Below are 14,679 nucleotides of genomic sequence, written 5' to 3'. Positions count from 1 at the left end.
CCTTACGACTTTTTAAAACATCTAAAGCGCTGTTTTTTTTTAATAATGAATAAATAATGGAAATTGCGTATTGCTCCACGCTTTTATTTTATTTGCGTTCTTTAATAGGGTCACACCCCTCACATAAAACAGAACGGTATTGGGTTGCACTATTCACGACATCACCCATAAAGAGAAATTATCATTATATATCCCTTCAAACTGTTATGATATCACTCGCATATTTCAGTTTGAAAAAGAAATTTTAATTATTTTATGGCAACAATAAAAATTTTAATACAACAGTAAACAAGGAGCATAAAAAAGTCTTCAAGCACCATTGTTGACAGAAAGATAAACACCGTCGTAAAACGCTTTCAAAAAGTATCCTTGATTAGGATAGAGATCAGATTTTTACGATTTAAAACGCTTTATTTCTCCTGTCATCGCTTCTCTTTTACAACAAAGCTGATATATCTTTATGACATTGATTAAAAAAATTGCAACAGTTGCTTCCGGAACCCTCATGAGCCGTATTTTTGGCTTCGTACGCGAAATGCTTATGGCAGCAGCCCTAGGGACAGGTCCTGTTTCTGATGCCTTTAACGCTGCTTTTCGTTTTCCCAACACATTTCGTCGTTTTTTTGCTGAAGGTGCCTTTAACGCTGCTTTCATTCCTCTTTTTGCAAAAAAAATCACTGAAGAAGGTCACGAAACGGCATGCAAATTTGCAGAAGAAGTCTTTGGCGTTCTCTTTTCGCTGCTCTTACTGTTAACGATTGCGATGGAACTGAGTATGCCTTTTTTGGTACGAACCATTATTGCCCCAGGTTTTACCGAAGATGCAACAAAATTTAACGCTACAATTCACTTTACTGCAATCATGTTTCCCTATTTAACCTGCATGTCGCTTGCTGCCATGATGGGGGGCATGCTTAATGCTCTGCGACGCTATTTTATTGCCGCCATTGCCCCACTCTTTTTAAACATTATTCTGATTGGTGTGCTTGCCTATGCTTGGATCTATAAACTTGACGCTTGGCATATCGGCTTAAATCTCTCTTGGGGTGTATTGGCAGCAGGGCTTCTTCAACTCACCTTAATTGCCCTTGCTTTGCGTCAAAGTGGAATGAAAATTTCCTTCCGCCAGCCCCATTTAAGTCCTAATGTTCGTAAGCTATTAACTTTAGCATTCCCCGCAGCCATCACAGGTGGCATCACGCAAATTAATTTGCTTATTAATACCAACATTGCTTCTAGTCAATCGGGTGCTGTCTCTTCTTTGATGTATGCTGATCGTCTTTATCAATTGCCTTTAGGCGTAATTGCCATTGCCGTTGCAACCGTTCTTTTACCAGAGTTAACACGCGCTTTGCGGAGCAAAAAGCATAAAGAAACCCACCATTTACAAAATCGCTCTATTGAATTAACATTGTTGTTAACACTTCCAGCATCCATTGCTTTTTTGCTGCTCTCCACTCCCATTGTCAGTTTGCTCTTTGAGCGAGGACAATTTACCAGTCAATCAACACACCATGTTGCACAATTACTAGAACTTTATGGATTAGGACTTCCAGCTTTTGTTCTTATTAAGGTCTTTATTCCTAATTTTTTTGCCCATGAAGATACCAAAACACCGATGATTTTTACAGGTATTTGCGTTTTCATCAATATCAGTCTCGCCTTAACATTATTTCCTATTCTATCTGCACGAGGCATTGTTATTGCTGAAATTACCTCTGGATGGGCCAACACCCTTTTGCTGTGGAGTGTCCTTATCAAACGCGGTTATTGGAAATACGACTTCCAACTGATAAAACGAATATTATGTCTCATGATGGCAACTCTTTTGAGTGCACTAGCCCTCTATTACGGATTGAATGTGTTTGGTTTTTTGTCTTTTCCTTTATCCTCACAAGCATCATTTTTCTTGCGCGCGATCACCTTAGCTGGGATCATGATTGGCATATTTTTGATCTATTTTAGTGCCTATTTTTTATTCAACACCCGTTCCTTTTTTCACACGCTTAAAAATTTGAAAAAACGCTCATAATATCTATACTTTGTCAAAAACAATAAAATGAATAACCTTAATTGAAGAAAGAGCACTCCTATGGATACCTTCACACCACTTGTCTTTTCCGGCGTACAACCGAGTGGTCATTTACATCTTGGCAATTATCTTGGAGCCATTCAGCGTTGGGTTGAACTGCAAAACTCTCATCACTGCCTCTATTGTGTTGTGGATATGCATGCGCTCACAGTCAACCCAGATCCCTTTACTTTACGCGAATCCACCAGAACAGTGACAGCAGCTTTTTTAGCCGCCGGTATTGATCCTCAAAAACACATTATTTTTAACCAATCACGTGTTTTTCAACATGCTGAACTCGCCTGGATTTTTAATTGTGTTGCCCGTATCGGCTGGCTTCAACGCATGACACAATTTAAAGATAAAGCGGGAAAAGATCGCGAAAAAGCATCCATCGGGCTTTTTGCCTATCCCACTTTGATGGCTGCTGATATTTTAGTCTATCGTGCAACGCATGTTCCAGTAGGCGAAGATCAAAAACAGCATGTTGAACTCACACGCGATATTGCACAAAAATTTAACAACGACTATGCACAGCGTATTGCCGAATTAAATTTTGGCATCTCTATGCAAACAGATGAAGAAAAAAGACAAGGCTTTTTTCCTCTTCCAGAAGCACTAATTGGAACAACAGCCACACGCGTTATGTCTTTGCGCGATGGGACGAAAAAAATGTCAAAATCAGATCCTTCAGATTTTTCACGCATTAATTTGACCGATGACGCTGATCTTATCGCAAAAAAAATACGCAAAGCCAAAACGGATTCGGCTCCACTTCCCGATACCCTTGCCGCTTTAAAAGAACGACCAGAAGTAGATAACCTGCTTGGTATTTATGCCGCCTTTGCCAAAGTTAGCAAAGAAAAGATTCTTTTAGAATTTTCTGGTCAACAATTTTCGCATTTTAAAACAGCTCTAGCCGACCTTGTTGTCCATAAGCTTGCCCCTATAACAGAAGAATTACGTCGCCTTCATCAAGAAAATGATTATATCGACTCTGTTTTGCATGATGGCGCTAAACGTGCTAGTATGCTCGCAGAAGAAAATATGAAAAAAATTCGTGAAATTATTGGATTTTTGCACGATACATAAAAATAATAAAACTAAAAACTGTAGAGAGCAAAAAAATCGTTTGTACAAAATAGAGAAAGTGCATGATTTCCAAACCCCAAAATCCGAAAAAAGAACCAAAGAAAAAAAACTTAGTTATTATCGATGAAACACCAGAGTGTCGGCGTGCCGTTGCGTTTGCCGCACAGCATGCCCAAAATACCAGTAGAACATTGGTATTACTTTGTGTCGTTGATAGTGTAGAATTTCAACATTTTCTGGGTGTAAACAACGTTATGCGTACAGAATCAAAGCAAAGTGCTCATAAAATATTAGGAGACATTGCCAGTGAAGTCCGCACCACCCATGCGCTTGAAACAGAAATAGTAGTGCGTGAAGGAAAAAAAATTGATGAGATTTCTAAACTGATCGACGAAGATAAAAGGATTGCACTGATTGTTTTAGCAGCCAGTGGACATACAGAAGGACCAGGACCCCTTGTTCAATTAATCGGGAATAAAGGAACAGCTTTTTCAATCCCTGTCATTGTTATTCCTAGCAATCTTGCCGATGAAGATATTAGATCTATTGCCTAAAAAATATAATATTCTACAATGTAAGATCTTCCCAAGCCTTCGTTATAAAAGGAGAATCTATGTTTATACAAACTGAAACCACCCCAAATCCTGCAACTCTTAAATTCTTGCCAGGACGCGTGGTTCTTTCTGAGGGCGTATTAGAATTTCGTGACCCTGAAGAAGCAGCTAAAAACTCACCTTTGGCGGCTAAACTGTTTAATATTCCCAATATCAATGGTGTCTTTTTAGGCTATGATTTTATCACCGTAAGCAAAAAAGAAGGGGAATGGCAACATCTCAAGCCCGTCATTTTAGGCACAATCATGGAACATTTTCTATCCAATGAGCCAGTGATCACTACCAACGCTACAACACAAGCACAAACCCATGCCCTTAACGAAGAATTTTATGACGAAAAAGATGTTGATATTGTCTTAACCATTAAAGAGCTGCTTGAAACGCGTATCCGCCCAGCGGTTGCCAATGATGGTGGAGATATTACTTTTCGTGGATTTGAAAATGGTATTGTTTATCTCAATATGCGCGGCTCCTGCGCTGGATGTCCCTCTTCAACGGCAACCCTCAAACATGGTATTGAAAATCTTTTACGCCATTTTATCCCTGAAGTTTTAGGCGTTGAAGCCATGCCACAATAAATATTGACCTCAATAGGTAAAATAACCACACCGATTGCCCCTCTTCAACAGTGCTCAAACATGGAATGTAAAGATCTTACGTCATTTTATTCCTGAAATTCTCGAAGTAAGCCATGCAGCCATAAAAATAGAGTACTGTTAAAAAAATCTGTCCAATAATGATACCTTCACTCACCTTTCACCTCCACATATGCCTTAAAAAGCTTTCTGCCCTTTTAAGAGCATAAGTTGTTTCAATAAACCAATTTATACGTACACAGAAGTACAATGCATGGATGTGCACTTTAAATTTATTTTGTTTTATAATCTTGTCATGCAATTTTAACGAGGAAAACACGACCTCGTTACAAAAAAGAAAACATTGCAAGATAGAGTGCCCATTTGCTTCATCTTTCTCAGTGCTTCCAACGACAAATCACGCAAAATACTTCTTGTAGCAAGCCGGCACCATCATCATATCTGCCAGCCCCTAATGATGCGACAGCTCTTTCATTAAGACGATTCATAAGAGTCATTTTTACTCCTTTCTTTCCTCATTTTTACCCACACGCCAGCCCCGCTTGTGGTGTGCAAGCAAGTGATTTTAATTGATTCAACATGGAACAGATTTGAAATGAGAGAATCCCACGTTATTCGGGGTTCTAATTCAATATGAATAACGCTAATTTATTATTATAAATCAATATGTTGTTTCAGCCACTCGACAAAGATCACATTTTGCAACTTGAATGAGAATTCTGACATTTTTCTTATTTCAATTCTGTTTTTATTGCATCAATCAAAATCGTCCGCTTACACAGCACAAACTGGATAATAACAAAAACTATTTTTAATAGCTCTTATGTACACTTTTATAAGAGACTGTTGCAGCACTAAGAGCTGAAAAATGAATGACAGTACGACCTTATCAAGGTCATAGCGTCCTTTTTCCATTCTTAAAATCAAGAATTTCCTCTATCATTTTCAATCTCATTTCCATAAATATGACGCAAAAGGTGTAACTACCCATAAAAAATAAATACATTGAAGCCAGATCTATTATGGTTGTTTGAGAAATTATCTGATAAAAAAATGAGAATATTTTTTCAATTCAGCAGAAATAAGTTTGTCTACTTTACGGCGTTGTTTTTCTCATAAAGCGCACACTTTTATTGTTGCTTATGAGTCAACATCCAGTCCCCTCATAACCCCATATTAAAAGAAAAGAAAGAGTCGCTATTTCTCTGCGATACATGGCTTTGCAATAAAGGAAAACATATTGCTCCTATCTGATTGGTGTAATCTATGAAACAAGAAAAGAAGCCCATTGGAGAAAAATATGCCCAATTAGAGAAGAATGTAAAAATAGAAAACCAACGAAATGCAAAAACAATTGCAAGAAGATAAATGCCTAAACTTTTTTCACAAACTCCGACTTTAAACTCATCTGACCGATCCCAGGAATTTTGCAATCGATATTATGATCCCCATCCACCAAGCGAATATTCTTTACCTTCGTCCCCCCTTTTAAAACAGATGAAGCGCCTTTTACTTTCAGATCTTTTATCACCATAACGGTATCTCCGTTTGTTAAAATCTGACCATTGGCATCATAAACAGTATTGGCAAGAACCGTATCATCGTTTTTTTGTGGCCATTCATGCGCGCATTCAGGACACACAAAATTTTCACCATCTTCATAAGTATAAAGACAATCACAACGAGGACATTTGGGATATTGGGTCATAAATTTCCCTTTTTTAGAAAAAACATTCATTATGACTGGTCATAAAGCAAGAAGTGCTTATTGTCCATTATTTTAGAAAAATGTTTCCCTTTGTTTCAATCCTCATCTGCCAACTGTATTCATGAATGCTATCATCACATACTATACACAAGTTTATAAAAATGATTGATCATTATACAACTCAAATAAGCCCCCCGCATATCATAAAATTTACTCACTGCATTCTCTCTAATAAATTAATCAAAATCATTTTCTTATACATCACCAATGCAATTAACGAATGGATAACAAAACAATTAGAAAAGGAACATCTCTGAATAAAACGTTCTCAGAGAGCTAAAAACTATTGCAGCATTGAGAAACAAGAAAATGATGTCCCCAACTTAACCTTTTATTTAAGTAAAGATAACAGTCATAATGTTAGAGAACAGACTGATTTATGATCATAGTTAATGGTTTTGTATATTGAATGAGAGCCGATAAATAAGCTGAGATTCTCTCAACCCCTTTTACATTGAAACAACCAAAGCCTTTTGTTTGCATGTTACAAGTAGGAAAATCCGTGTAAAACGATTATCCAAAATACTAAATACTCTCAAATATAAGAGCCAACATTGAAAGCGGGCAAAGTGAATAATGGTGCCGTCTTACTCTCTCATAAGCGTAAAAATGGTGCTGCTCAATGGATGGATGGCCGGTTATCCCTTTCAAAGCAACACGCATAAGATGCGTTTTTAGTGTCTTGAGAGAGAAGATTCTTTAAAACAAACATATGAAATGTGCAACAATGATCGTATTTTGTTTTGTATGAGAAACATTCCCCTATTAAACAAAAATTGCTATCAAGCCATTGAGCAAACCCATTGGACATAAATGATCCGATTATGCTCGATTATAATTTCCTACAGCATTTAGTTTTAAGAATCCCGCAGTTTTAGGAATCCGATTGATATGGAAAGGTGGAAAAAACAAGTCTCGCCTAAAAATAGAGTTAAGCTCTCCCTTATGCACATAAAATCACACCCCTAAAATCACATCCATGTGATCAATCATCATACCTTTACAAAAAAACATTCCAATGATCTTAGGTGATAATATCAGGACGATCTCGCCCCAATGCTTGTTGTATGTTTAACAGTTTTAGTGCTACCTGTTGCAAAGGTTGGAGAACTTCTTGCGGATTAAAATTGTGTTTGCGCGGATCACTTTCATACTGTTCAAAATAAAGTCGTAAAGTAGCACCTAGCGTCCCTGTTCCCGACAAACGAACCACCAACCTTGCTCCATTCTCGAAAAAAATACGGATACCTTGCCGCGTGCTAACGCTCTGATCAACGGGATCATGATATGTAAAATCATCTGCTTTTTTGACGAAAAATCCAGAAATTTCAGTTCCTGCATGTGGTAAGTGCGCACGCAAATGCTCTAGTAATGCCAAAGCTTTATCTGCTTCGACTTCTTCATAATCATGCCGTAACGTGTAAAAACGCCCATAGGTGGACCAATGCTGTTGAACAATCTGTGCGACAGTTTTTTCTGTTACCGCTACAAGATTTAACCAAAATAGGACAGCCCATAAACCATCTTTTTCGCGGATGTGATGAGAGCCCGTTCCAAAGCTTTCTTCACCACAAAAGGTTACTTTTCCCGCATCCAAAAGGGTTCCAAAAAACTTCCATCCCGTTGGCGTTTCAAAAAAATTTAATCCGTGTTTTTCCGCAACTAGATCAGCAGCACGCCCCGTCGGCATAGAGCGCGCTATCCCCACAACACCTTTTCGATATCCTTTAATAAGGTGTGCATGTTCAGCCATAATAGCCAAAGAATCCGAAGGCGAGACAAATTGTTGACGACCAATAATGAGGTTACGGTCTCCATCACCATCAGAGGCGGCGCCAAGATCTGGTCCTTGCTCTGACATCAATAAATCATAAAGATCCTTAGCATAAACCAAATTGGGATCTGGATGACCGCCTCCAAAATCTGGCAAAGGAATACCATTAACCACCGTCCCTTCAGAAAATCCTAAGCATTTTTCAAAAATTTCATGGGCATAAGGCCCTGTTACTGCATGCATGGCATCAAACCGTAAAGTAAGACCTCGAGCCACAGCTTTGGCAATACAGTCAAAATCAAAAAGCTCCTGCATCAAAGCAACATAATCAGCGACAGGATCAATAATATCAATCCGCATGGCTCCTATAAAGGTTGTACCTTGCTTATCTAAATCAACATCTGGTGCTTCAAAAATTTTATAACAGGAAAGACGTTGCGATGTTGCAAAAATAGCATCACATAAAGAATTAGGAGCGGGGCCCCCATTAGAAATATTATATTTAATACCACAATCTCCCCCTGGACCACCAGGATTATGGCTTGCAGAAAGAATAAGTCCACCATGAGCATGAGTTTTACGAATAAGATGCGAAACAGCAGGTGTAGAAAGAATACCGCCCCTTCCCACTTTAATAAGAGAGACACCATGCGCCGCTGCCATCTTCAACACAATCTGAAGGATAGTACGATTAAAAGTGCGCCCATCCCCCCCCAGAATCAACATTTTTCCTTCAAGAGGTCCAATATTATCAAAAAGAGACTGTATAAAGTTTTCTACATAATGGGGTTGTTGAAAAACAGACACTTTTTTGCGTAAACCAGACGTTCCCGGTTTTTGTCCCTCAAAAGCCGTGGTTAAAACTGTCTTTACGGTCATATCCATACCTTTATATTCTTTCCTATAATTTTAAGGTGAAGAGTATCCAAAGTCGACCATTAATTCTACTTGACGGAAGTGTGAAATATTTGCACACTCACCAGAAGTAAGAATTTTTAGAGAAGCCCTTTTATTTAAAACGCTTTTTGCCATATGTTTTTAAATACAAAGGCTGTTTTAAAACAAAATTTTCGTAAAAGAATACAGGAGCATCATGATGATGAAAAAAACAGTTCCCAATGTAACATTCCACACACGCGTACGCGATGAATCAGTGGCTGGAGACAATCCTTATCGGTGGCAAGAAGTTAACAGCGATGCTTACTTTAAAGGAAAGCGTGTTATTCTTTTTTCTCTTCCTGGAGCTTTTACCCCTACTTGCTCAACCTTTCAGCTGCCTGATTTTGAAAAGCTCTATGATGAATTTAAACAAGCGGGTATTGATGAAATTTATTGTCTTTCCGTCAATGATGCTTTTGTCATGAATGCTTGGGGAAAAGCACAAAATATCAAAAACGTGAAGTTAATTCCCGATGGCTCTGGTGAATTCACACGCAAAATGGGTATGCTGGTTGCAAAAGACAATGTTGGGTTCGGCATGCGATCATGGCGCTATGCAGCTGTTATTAATGATGGTGTGGTTGAACAATGGTTCGAAGAAGCAGGTTTTTCAGATAATTGTGCAACAGATCCTTATGAAGTTTCTTCACCACAACATGTTTTAAAAGCATTGAAAAGCTAATTCCCCCAATCGTCTATTTAAACAAAATTTTACGACACAAATTTTCTGAGGAGGAAGATTTGTGTCGTTGACTTTTTACAACATCTATTCGTGAAAACAGACCCGATAAGTTGATTGTACGCCTTCTGTGAAAAAAGATTACAGCAATAATTTTTTCAATAAATATTTTATGTTTTAACTGCTTTGAAAAAGCTTGGAAAATTGCCGATGAAAAATCCCGTTGTAGCGCTAAAAATCAAAGAGTTAAAAGCTGTTGCACGCTATCAAAAAATGGGGATGCAATTGCCAAATGCGCAAATTCATGCAAAACTCTCTCAGAAACATCAAGGACTAACGTATTGATGAAATATGCAAGATCAATGCTAAATTTCTCATACTGAGAAAAACTTTGTATTAAACAATACTTTGATTTATAAAGATAATTTATAATTTTGCATATTGAATGAGAGGAGCCGAATATCATAAGATTGTTTTATTTTATCCCTTCTTATATTGAATCCCTTAAAACTATTTTCTTGCTCATTAGCAAGCGGGATTGGCATATGAATAAACGATTAAAAAGAGTAAAAATACCTCTCGTAAACGCGCCAAAATACAAGAGCTATGAACATCATTACTGCAAAGTTCACAAAAGTACCAAGAAAGAAAATACAGATCAAACATTTGTTTGAAGAGGTGCACAGTTCAAATTAACTTATGTCTCATAAAAAGAAGAAAATATGGCATAAAAACCGCTCTGCATAAAGAACCATTCATGGAGAATATTAAATCAAAACAGATCCCGCAAACATTCCAATTCACATACCATAAACAGACTCATTGCTGTTCTCATAGCCATTTATTCTAAGCCTTTATTTTTCTCTAAGAGAAAAACGATTAAAGGAGTTGTTTATTCGGGTATTCTACCGTAAAGTGTGCTTCTATCTCTTCCTCTTCATCGAACTCAAAATCTTCATCACATTCAGGAAGACCAAAAATATCTGGATTGATGAAATAACAATCTTTTTTTGTCCCCTTCGCTACAATTTTATTCTTTTCTAATTCTTTGATACCTTCTTTAAAACTTTCAAAATTAAGATATTCTGGTTCTTGAATTGAAAGATCGCAAGTCAAAAATTCTTCAAGAATATCATGATCCAATGTTATCTGATCAAACCATAAATCCACATCATCCCCCTCATCTAACATTTTCCCTACCTGCCACAACATCACAAAAAATGCTTTCATACCACTAAATGATAACCCAAAAATCATACGCCGACACGACGAGGCGCCTGAAAAGGTAATTTGCGGAAGATCTTCAAATCCGAAATTTGAAGGAGGAAGTTTAAATGATTTTCCAATATTCTCAGGTCTTTCAAGAATAAAGGGATTTCGTTCATAGAGCAGAGTAAAATCATATTGGACCATTTTCATTTCTCCGTTAAAGAATTGACTTTATGAAAAATGCATATTATCAGTAAGTTACCATTATGGCAGCTTACAATTCATCCAAACATGCTCCTGTAAAAAATTGTTCGATTTAAGTCATTCCATTGTTTTTTGAAGCTTAAAAAGTCTTTTAGGATAAAACGCTCTAGTTCTTCCTCCTTTTGCAATAAGGCTAAATTTTGTAATGTCTAAGAAGAGAACATCAAAGGATTTGATACTCATAGATGAGAATTCAAAGATGAAGCCAATATGAACTTGTCAATATTTTTATAAACTTTTGGGAAAGGGTTGCGTGAAACCTTTTAATTTTCTCAGAGTTTTTGTTCGTTACAATTTTTTTGCTCATTTTAACGCATTATCATCGCATCCTCAGAAGGGCACGTTTTATAGCAAATAGTGCTTATTTATCTCTTAAAAATCTCTCTTTTATGCCGCACGCACTTCAAAACCCCGCTTTTGAACGCGTGCACCAACACGTATAAACGAGCAAAGCACAAATTTTAAAAATTGAATTTCAAATTTCCAAAATATTTCGAACAATCACTTCGATAAAGACTTTTACCATTATCATTTTTGGGCGGCTAAAATATCCTGTACTGTTTTGACCAATTGATCTTCATCAACCGTCACTTGTGCTGGTCGACTTTCACGCCATGTTTGATTATCCTTAATTTCATGAGACAAACGCGCCCCTTCAATCAAATCTTTAATCTGTATTTTTCCGCTCTCACGTTCTTGTGAGCCTTGGATAACCACACAAGGCGCTTGGCGTCGATCTGCATATTTCATCTGCGCTTTTATCCCCGATGCCCCCAAATAGAGCTCAGCACGAATTCCCGCACCACGCAACTGCATCACCATTTTTTGATAACCAGCAACCGCCTCTGGCTCTTTATCCATCATCAGCACCACAACCGGCCCTGTTGTCTCCTTCATAGGCAACTTTTCAAGATTTTGCAAAGCAGCGATCAAGCGTGAGACCCCGATTGAAAAACCTGTTGCTGGAATGTTTTCACCACGAAAGCGTGCCACCAATCCATCATAGCGCCCACCACCACCAACGGAGCCAAAAACAACTTTCTGCCCATCATCATTGAAAACATCAAACAGCAACGTAGCCTCAAAAACAGGACCTGTATAATAATCCAGTCCACGCACCACCGATGGATCAATCTTGATACGATTCTGAAAGCCATTTGCGGCAAAAATTGCTTGCATTTCCTCAAGCTCACGAATTCCCTCACGCCCTTGAACATGATCACCAACCACTTCTTTAAGAGCCTCAAGCGTTTCTTCTGCTGTTTCAGCTCCAACAGCAGTTAAGGTAAGAATACACTCAATCTCTTTTTCCTTAAGCTCCGCCCCTTTTGTAAAGTCACCACTTTCATCCAAACGCCCTTTTCCCAAAAGCAAACGCACCCCTTCAGAACCAAATTTATCCAGTTTATCAATTGCTCTTAAGACAGTTAAGCGCTTTTCAGCCTGCTCATTTCCCCCCAAACCAATTTTCTCTAAAACACAATCGAGAATTTTTCGGTTATTCAGACGAATGGCATATTCATGATGCTGAAACCCTAATTTTTCCAAACTATCGGCTGCCATCATGCAAATTTCGGCATCAGCCGCTACCGTTGGTGTTCCAACAATATCCGCATCAAACTGCATAAATTGCCGAAACCGCCCTGGACCTGGTTTTTCATTGCGAAAAACAAAGCCAAGACGATAACTGCGATAAGGCTTTGGCAAAACTTCAAAATTCTCGGCAAAATAACGAGCAAGAGGCGCGGTAAGATCATAGCGCAAAGACATCCATTGCTCATCATCATCTTGTAGCGAAAAAACGCCCGCATTTGGACGATCTGAATCCGGTAAAAACTTACCCAGCACATCTGTATATTCAAAAATTGGTGTTTCCAGTGCTTCAAAACCATAAAGTTCATAAACTTCACGAATTTGCGCAATCATTGTTTCAGTTGCATACAACTGTGCACTTGTACGATCAACAAACCCACGGGGTAAACGGGCTTTGGTTTTTTCTTGTTTTGATAACATATTTTTCTCTAACAACAATATATATTCACCGATAACGTGTGTCTATCTTATAGAAACAAACGCTGCAATAACTTTATCAACTGAAAACTGGTAACAATATGCATAAGCTTTTGCTTTTAAAAGATGCAAACCTTTACCCTTAAGGCAATCTACTGAAAATATTTGTACTTTCAATAGGAACATAGCCTCCCGCTCAACATGAAATGCCCGCTTAACATTCAATGAAAAGACATCTGTGCTTGTTGAAAGAAACCTCAAAGCGACAGTTGATTCTTGATAAATCGGAAGCATCCCCCTCAAAACCCCTCCCTTTCAGAATTCTTCAGATTTATTACAGATGCAAAAATCCTCAAGACATCAGTGTGCTTTGCGCTTGTTCTGCAAAATGATTGATAACATTTTTTAAATCAACAATATTTCGTCCAGCATCTGTAATAGAGCGTGATACAGAGGGAATAACATTCTGCCAAAGTCTTTGTGGAAATTGATTTGCTAGTTGTGTCATTGTTCCACCTTGAGCGCCAATACCCGGAACGAGAAACAGACTATTTTTTAACTGCTCGATTGTGTCTTTTGATTCAGATCCTAATGTCGCTCCTATAACCGCACCTATGGGGCCAATATTATGATGAATAACCGAAGAATGACTATTATAATCACAAATACACTGTGCAAGATGAAGAGAGAGTGTCTGGTCACCAATAAGCGCATTTCGTATTTGTTTCCCCTCTGGATTAGAAGACTGAACAACCACAAAAACCCCTGCTCCTGTTTCTTCTGCAACCTTTATCAGAGGAATAAGAGCATCAAAACCCAAAAAAGGATTAACTGTCATGGCATCCACCTTGAACGCACTACTTGGACCAAGCCAAGCCTTACCATAGGCTTCAGCAGTAGAGCCAATATCCCCCCTTTTTGCATCCGCCAGAACCAATATGCCTTGTTCGTGTGCATTTTCAATCAGTTCTTTGAGAGCTTGAAGACCTTCCACACCATATAATTCAAAAAATGCGACTTGCGGCTTTATAATACCTACTTTACCAACAACTGCTGTTAAGAGAATATCACAAAAATCTTTTAGACCTTTATAATCAAAGCTTAGTTTCCACGATTGCAAAACTTTATGGCTCGGATCAAATCCAATACAAAGAGGTCCATAGATTTCACGATTTTTAAAAAAAGTTGAACGAAACATTTTATATCCTAACAAGGTCTCTCTTTAAACTTTTTGATACAATCAAAAAGAAAAGCATTTGTCAAAAGAATACAATAGCGCAAACACAAAGAAAGAGCTCTCTATACAAAATGTGCTTTTATTTATGAAACATAAATATATTCCCATTCGTAACGCTTATCATATGTTTATCGACCAAGACGTTGTCATGAGATAAAAATTCAAATTTATGAAAGAATATAAACAAAACAGCATCTATATTATAATGACCTCATAAAGCCCTATAGGCATGCCTTGTCGTTTTCACCCCCCTTTTTTATGATCAACAAAAACTCTCTATGAACGCGCTTTAAACAAAAGTTTCAAAAGAAAATGCCCCACCATGATGATCTCGATCTTAGCTTTAGATTTTTCCTATTCCTTTTTGGCGCATATCTATTCACTTTTGGAACATAATTTGCAAAAAGGCATTGTATCTCCAGCATA

The 14,679-nt window shown here is 37.8% G+C and carries 11 protein-coding genes and 1 pseudogene; 6 read left to right on the top strand and 6 right to left on the bottom strand.

Features of this window, described 5'->3' with window-relative positions:
• The first annotated feature begins 460 nt into the window (after positions 1–460).
• From murJ to ACFIL3_RS06360, 4 genes are all read left to right on the top strand, one after another.
• Positions 461–2,032: a murein biosynthesis integral membrane protein MurJ gene (gene murJ, locus ACFIL3_RS06375; RefSeq protein WP_273790944.1), complete on the top strand. Its 1,572-nt coding sequence runs from the start codon at positions 461–463 to the stop codon at positions 2,030–2,032.
• Positions 2,033–2,092: 60 nt separating this feature from the next.
• On the top strand, positions 2,093–3,163 hold the full coding sequence (gene trpS / locus ACFIL3_RS06370; protein WP_375613581.1) for a tryptophan--tRNA ligase: 1,071 nt from the start codon (positions 2,093–2,095) through the stop codon (positions 3,161–3,163).
• A gap of 62 nt (positions 3,164–3,225) precedes the next feature.
• A complete protein-coding gene (locus tag ACFIL3_RS06365; protein ID WP_375612177.1) occupies positions 3,226–3,717 on the top strand; it encodes a universal stress protein in 492 nt (163 codons plus the stop codon).
• Between the two features lie 59 nt (positions 3,718–3,776).
• Complete coding sequence (locus tag ACFIL3_RS06360) at positions 3,777–4,355, top strand: NifU family protein (RefSeq protein WP_375668492.1); 579 nt, start codon at positions 3,777–3,779, stop codon at positions 4,353–4,355.
• A gap of 434 nt (positions 4,356–4,789) precedes the next feature.
• Here ACFIL3_RS06360 and ACFIL3_RS06355 read toward each other — a convergent pair.
• From ACFIL3_RS06355 to ACFIL3_RS06345, 3 genes and pseudogenes are all read right to left on the bottom strand, one after another.
• Positions 4,790–4,870: pseudogene (locus tag ACFIL3_RS06355) on the bottom strand (DUF4102 domain-containing protein); the annotation flags it as partial.
• A gap of 875 nt (positions 4,871–5,745) precedes the next feature.
• A complete protein-coding gene (locus ACFIL3_RS06350; protein WP_273790940.1) occupies positions 5,746–6,081 on the bottom strand; it encodes a zinc ribbon domain-containing protein YjdM in 336 nt (111 codons plus the stop codon).
• A 1,084-nt stretch (positions 6,082–7,165) separates the two neighbouring features.
• On the bottom strand, positions 7,166–8,794 hold the full coding sequence (locus ACFIL3_RS06345; protein ID WP_375681939.1) for an alpha-D-glucose phosphate-specific phosphoglucomutase: 1,629 nt from the start codon (positions 8,792–8,794) through the stop codon (positions 7,166–7,168).
• 217 nt (positions 8,795–9,011) lie between these two features.
• Between ACFIL3_RS06345 and ACFIL3_RS06340 the strand changes: the two genes are divergently transcribed.
• Positions 9,012–9,536: a peroxiredoxin gene (locus ACFIL3_RS06340; protein WP_375613588.1), complete on the top strand. Its 525-nt coding sequence runs from the start codon at positions 9,012–9,014 to the stop codon at positions 9,534–9,536.
• Between the two features lie 207 nt (positions 9,537–9,743).
• A complete protein-coding gene (locus tag ACFIL3_RS06335) occupies positions 9,744–9,878 on the top strand; it encodes a hypothetical protein (RefSeq protein ID WP_375681938.1) in 135 nt (44 codons plus the stop codon).
• Between the two features lie 534 nt (positions 9,879–10,412).
• Here the strand turns inward: ACFIL3_RS06335 and ACFIL3_RS06330 are convergent.
• The 3 genes from ACFIL3_RS06330 to pyrF form a co-directional block, all read right to left on the bottom strand.
• Entirely contained in the window at positions 10,413–10,946 is a 534-nt protein-coding gene (locus tag ACFIL3_RS06330) for a replication protein (RefSeq protein WP_375613583.1), read from the bottom strand.
• A 588-nt stretch (positions 10,947–11,534) separates the two neighbouring features.
• Positions 11,535–13,019: a histidine--tRNA ligase gene (hisS, locus tag ACFIL3_RS06325; RefSeq protein ID WP_375638515.1), complete on the bottom strand. Its 1,485-nt coding sequence runs from the start codon at positions 13,017–13,019 to the stop codon at positions 11,535–11,537.
• Positions 13,020–13,368: 349 nt separating this feature from the next.
• Positions 13,369–14,214: an orotidine-5'-phosphate decarboxylase gene (pyrF, locus tag ACFIL3_RS06320; RefSeq protein ID WP_375675815.1), complete on the bottom strand. Its 846-nt coding sequence runs from the start codon at positions 14,212–14,214 to the stop codon at positions 13,369–13,371.
• Between the last annotated feature and the right edge of the window lie 465 nt (positions 14,215–14,679).

This window comes from Bartonella sp. CE47NXGY, from assembly GCF_042195415.1.
In the GTDB taxonomy this organism is placed as follows: domain Bacteria; phylum Pseudomonadota; class Alphaproteobacteria; order Rhizobiales; family Rhizobiaceae; genus Bartonella.
Note: the sequence above shows the minus strand (reverse complement) of the source record. Positions and strands in the feature narration are given on the sequence as shown.

Excerpts from the sequence above, each read along its gene's own strand:
- pyrF (WP_375675815.1), bottom strand. The coding sequence starts at position 14,214 with ATGTTTCGTTCAACTTTTTTTAAAAATCGTGAAATCTATGGACCTCTT.
- murJ (WP_273790944.1), top strand. The coding sequence starts at position 461 with ATGACATTGATTAAAAAAATTGCAACAGTTGCTTCCGGAACCCTCATG.
- ACFIL3_RS06340 (WP_375613588.1), top strand. The coding sequence starts at position 9,012 with ATGATGAAAAAAACAGTTCCCAATGTAACATTCCACACACGCGTACGC.
- ACFIL3_RS06330 (WP_375613583.1), bottom strand. The coding sequence starts at position 10,946 with ATGGTCCAATATGATTTTACTCTGCTCTATGAACGAAATCCCTTTATT.
- ACFIL3_RS06350 (WP_273790940.1), bottom strand. The coding sequence starts at position 6,081 with ATGACCCAATATCCCAAATGTCCTCGTTGTGATTGTCTTTATACTTAT.
- trpS (WP_375613581.1), top strand. The coding sequence starts at position 2,093 with ATGGATACCTTCACACCACTTGTCTTTTCCGGCGTACAACCGAGTGGT.
- ACFIL3_RS06360 (WP_375668492.1), top strand. The coding sequence starts at position 3,777 with ATGTTTATACAAACTGAAACCACCCCAAATCCTGCAACTCTTAAATTC.
- ACFIL3_RS06345 (WP_375681939.1), bottom strand. The coding sequence starts at position 8,794 with ATGACCGTAAAGACAGTTTTAACCACGGCTTTTGAGGGACAAAAACCG.
- hisS (WP_375638515.1), bottom strand. The coding sequence starts at position 13,019 with ATGTTATCAAAACAAGAAAAAACCAAAGCCCGTTTACCCCGTGGGTTT.
- ACFIL3_RS06365 (WP_375612177.1), top strand. The coding sequence starts at position 3,226 with ATGATTTCCAAACCCCAAAATCCGAAAAAAGAACCAAAGAAAAAAAAC.
- ACFIL3_RS06335 (WP_375681938.1), top strand. The coding sequence starts at position 9,744 with ATGAAAAATCCCGTTGTAGCGCTAAAAATCAAAGAGTTAAAAGCTGTT.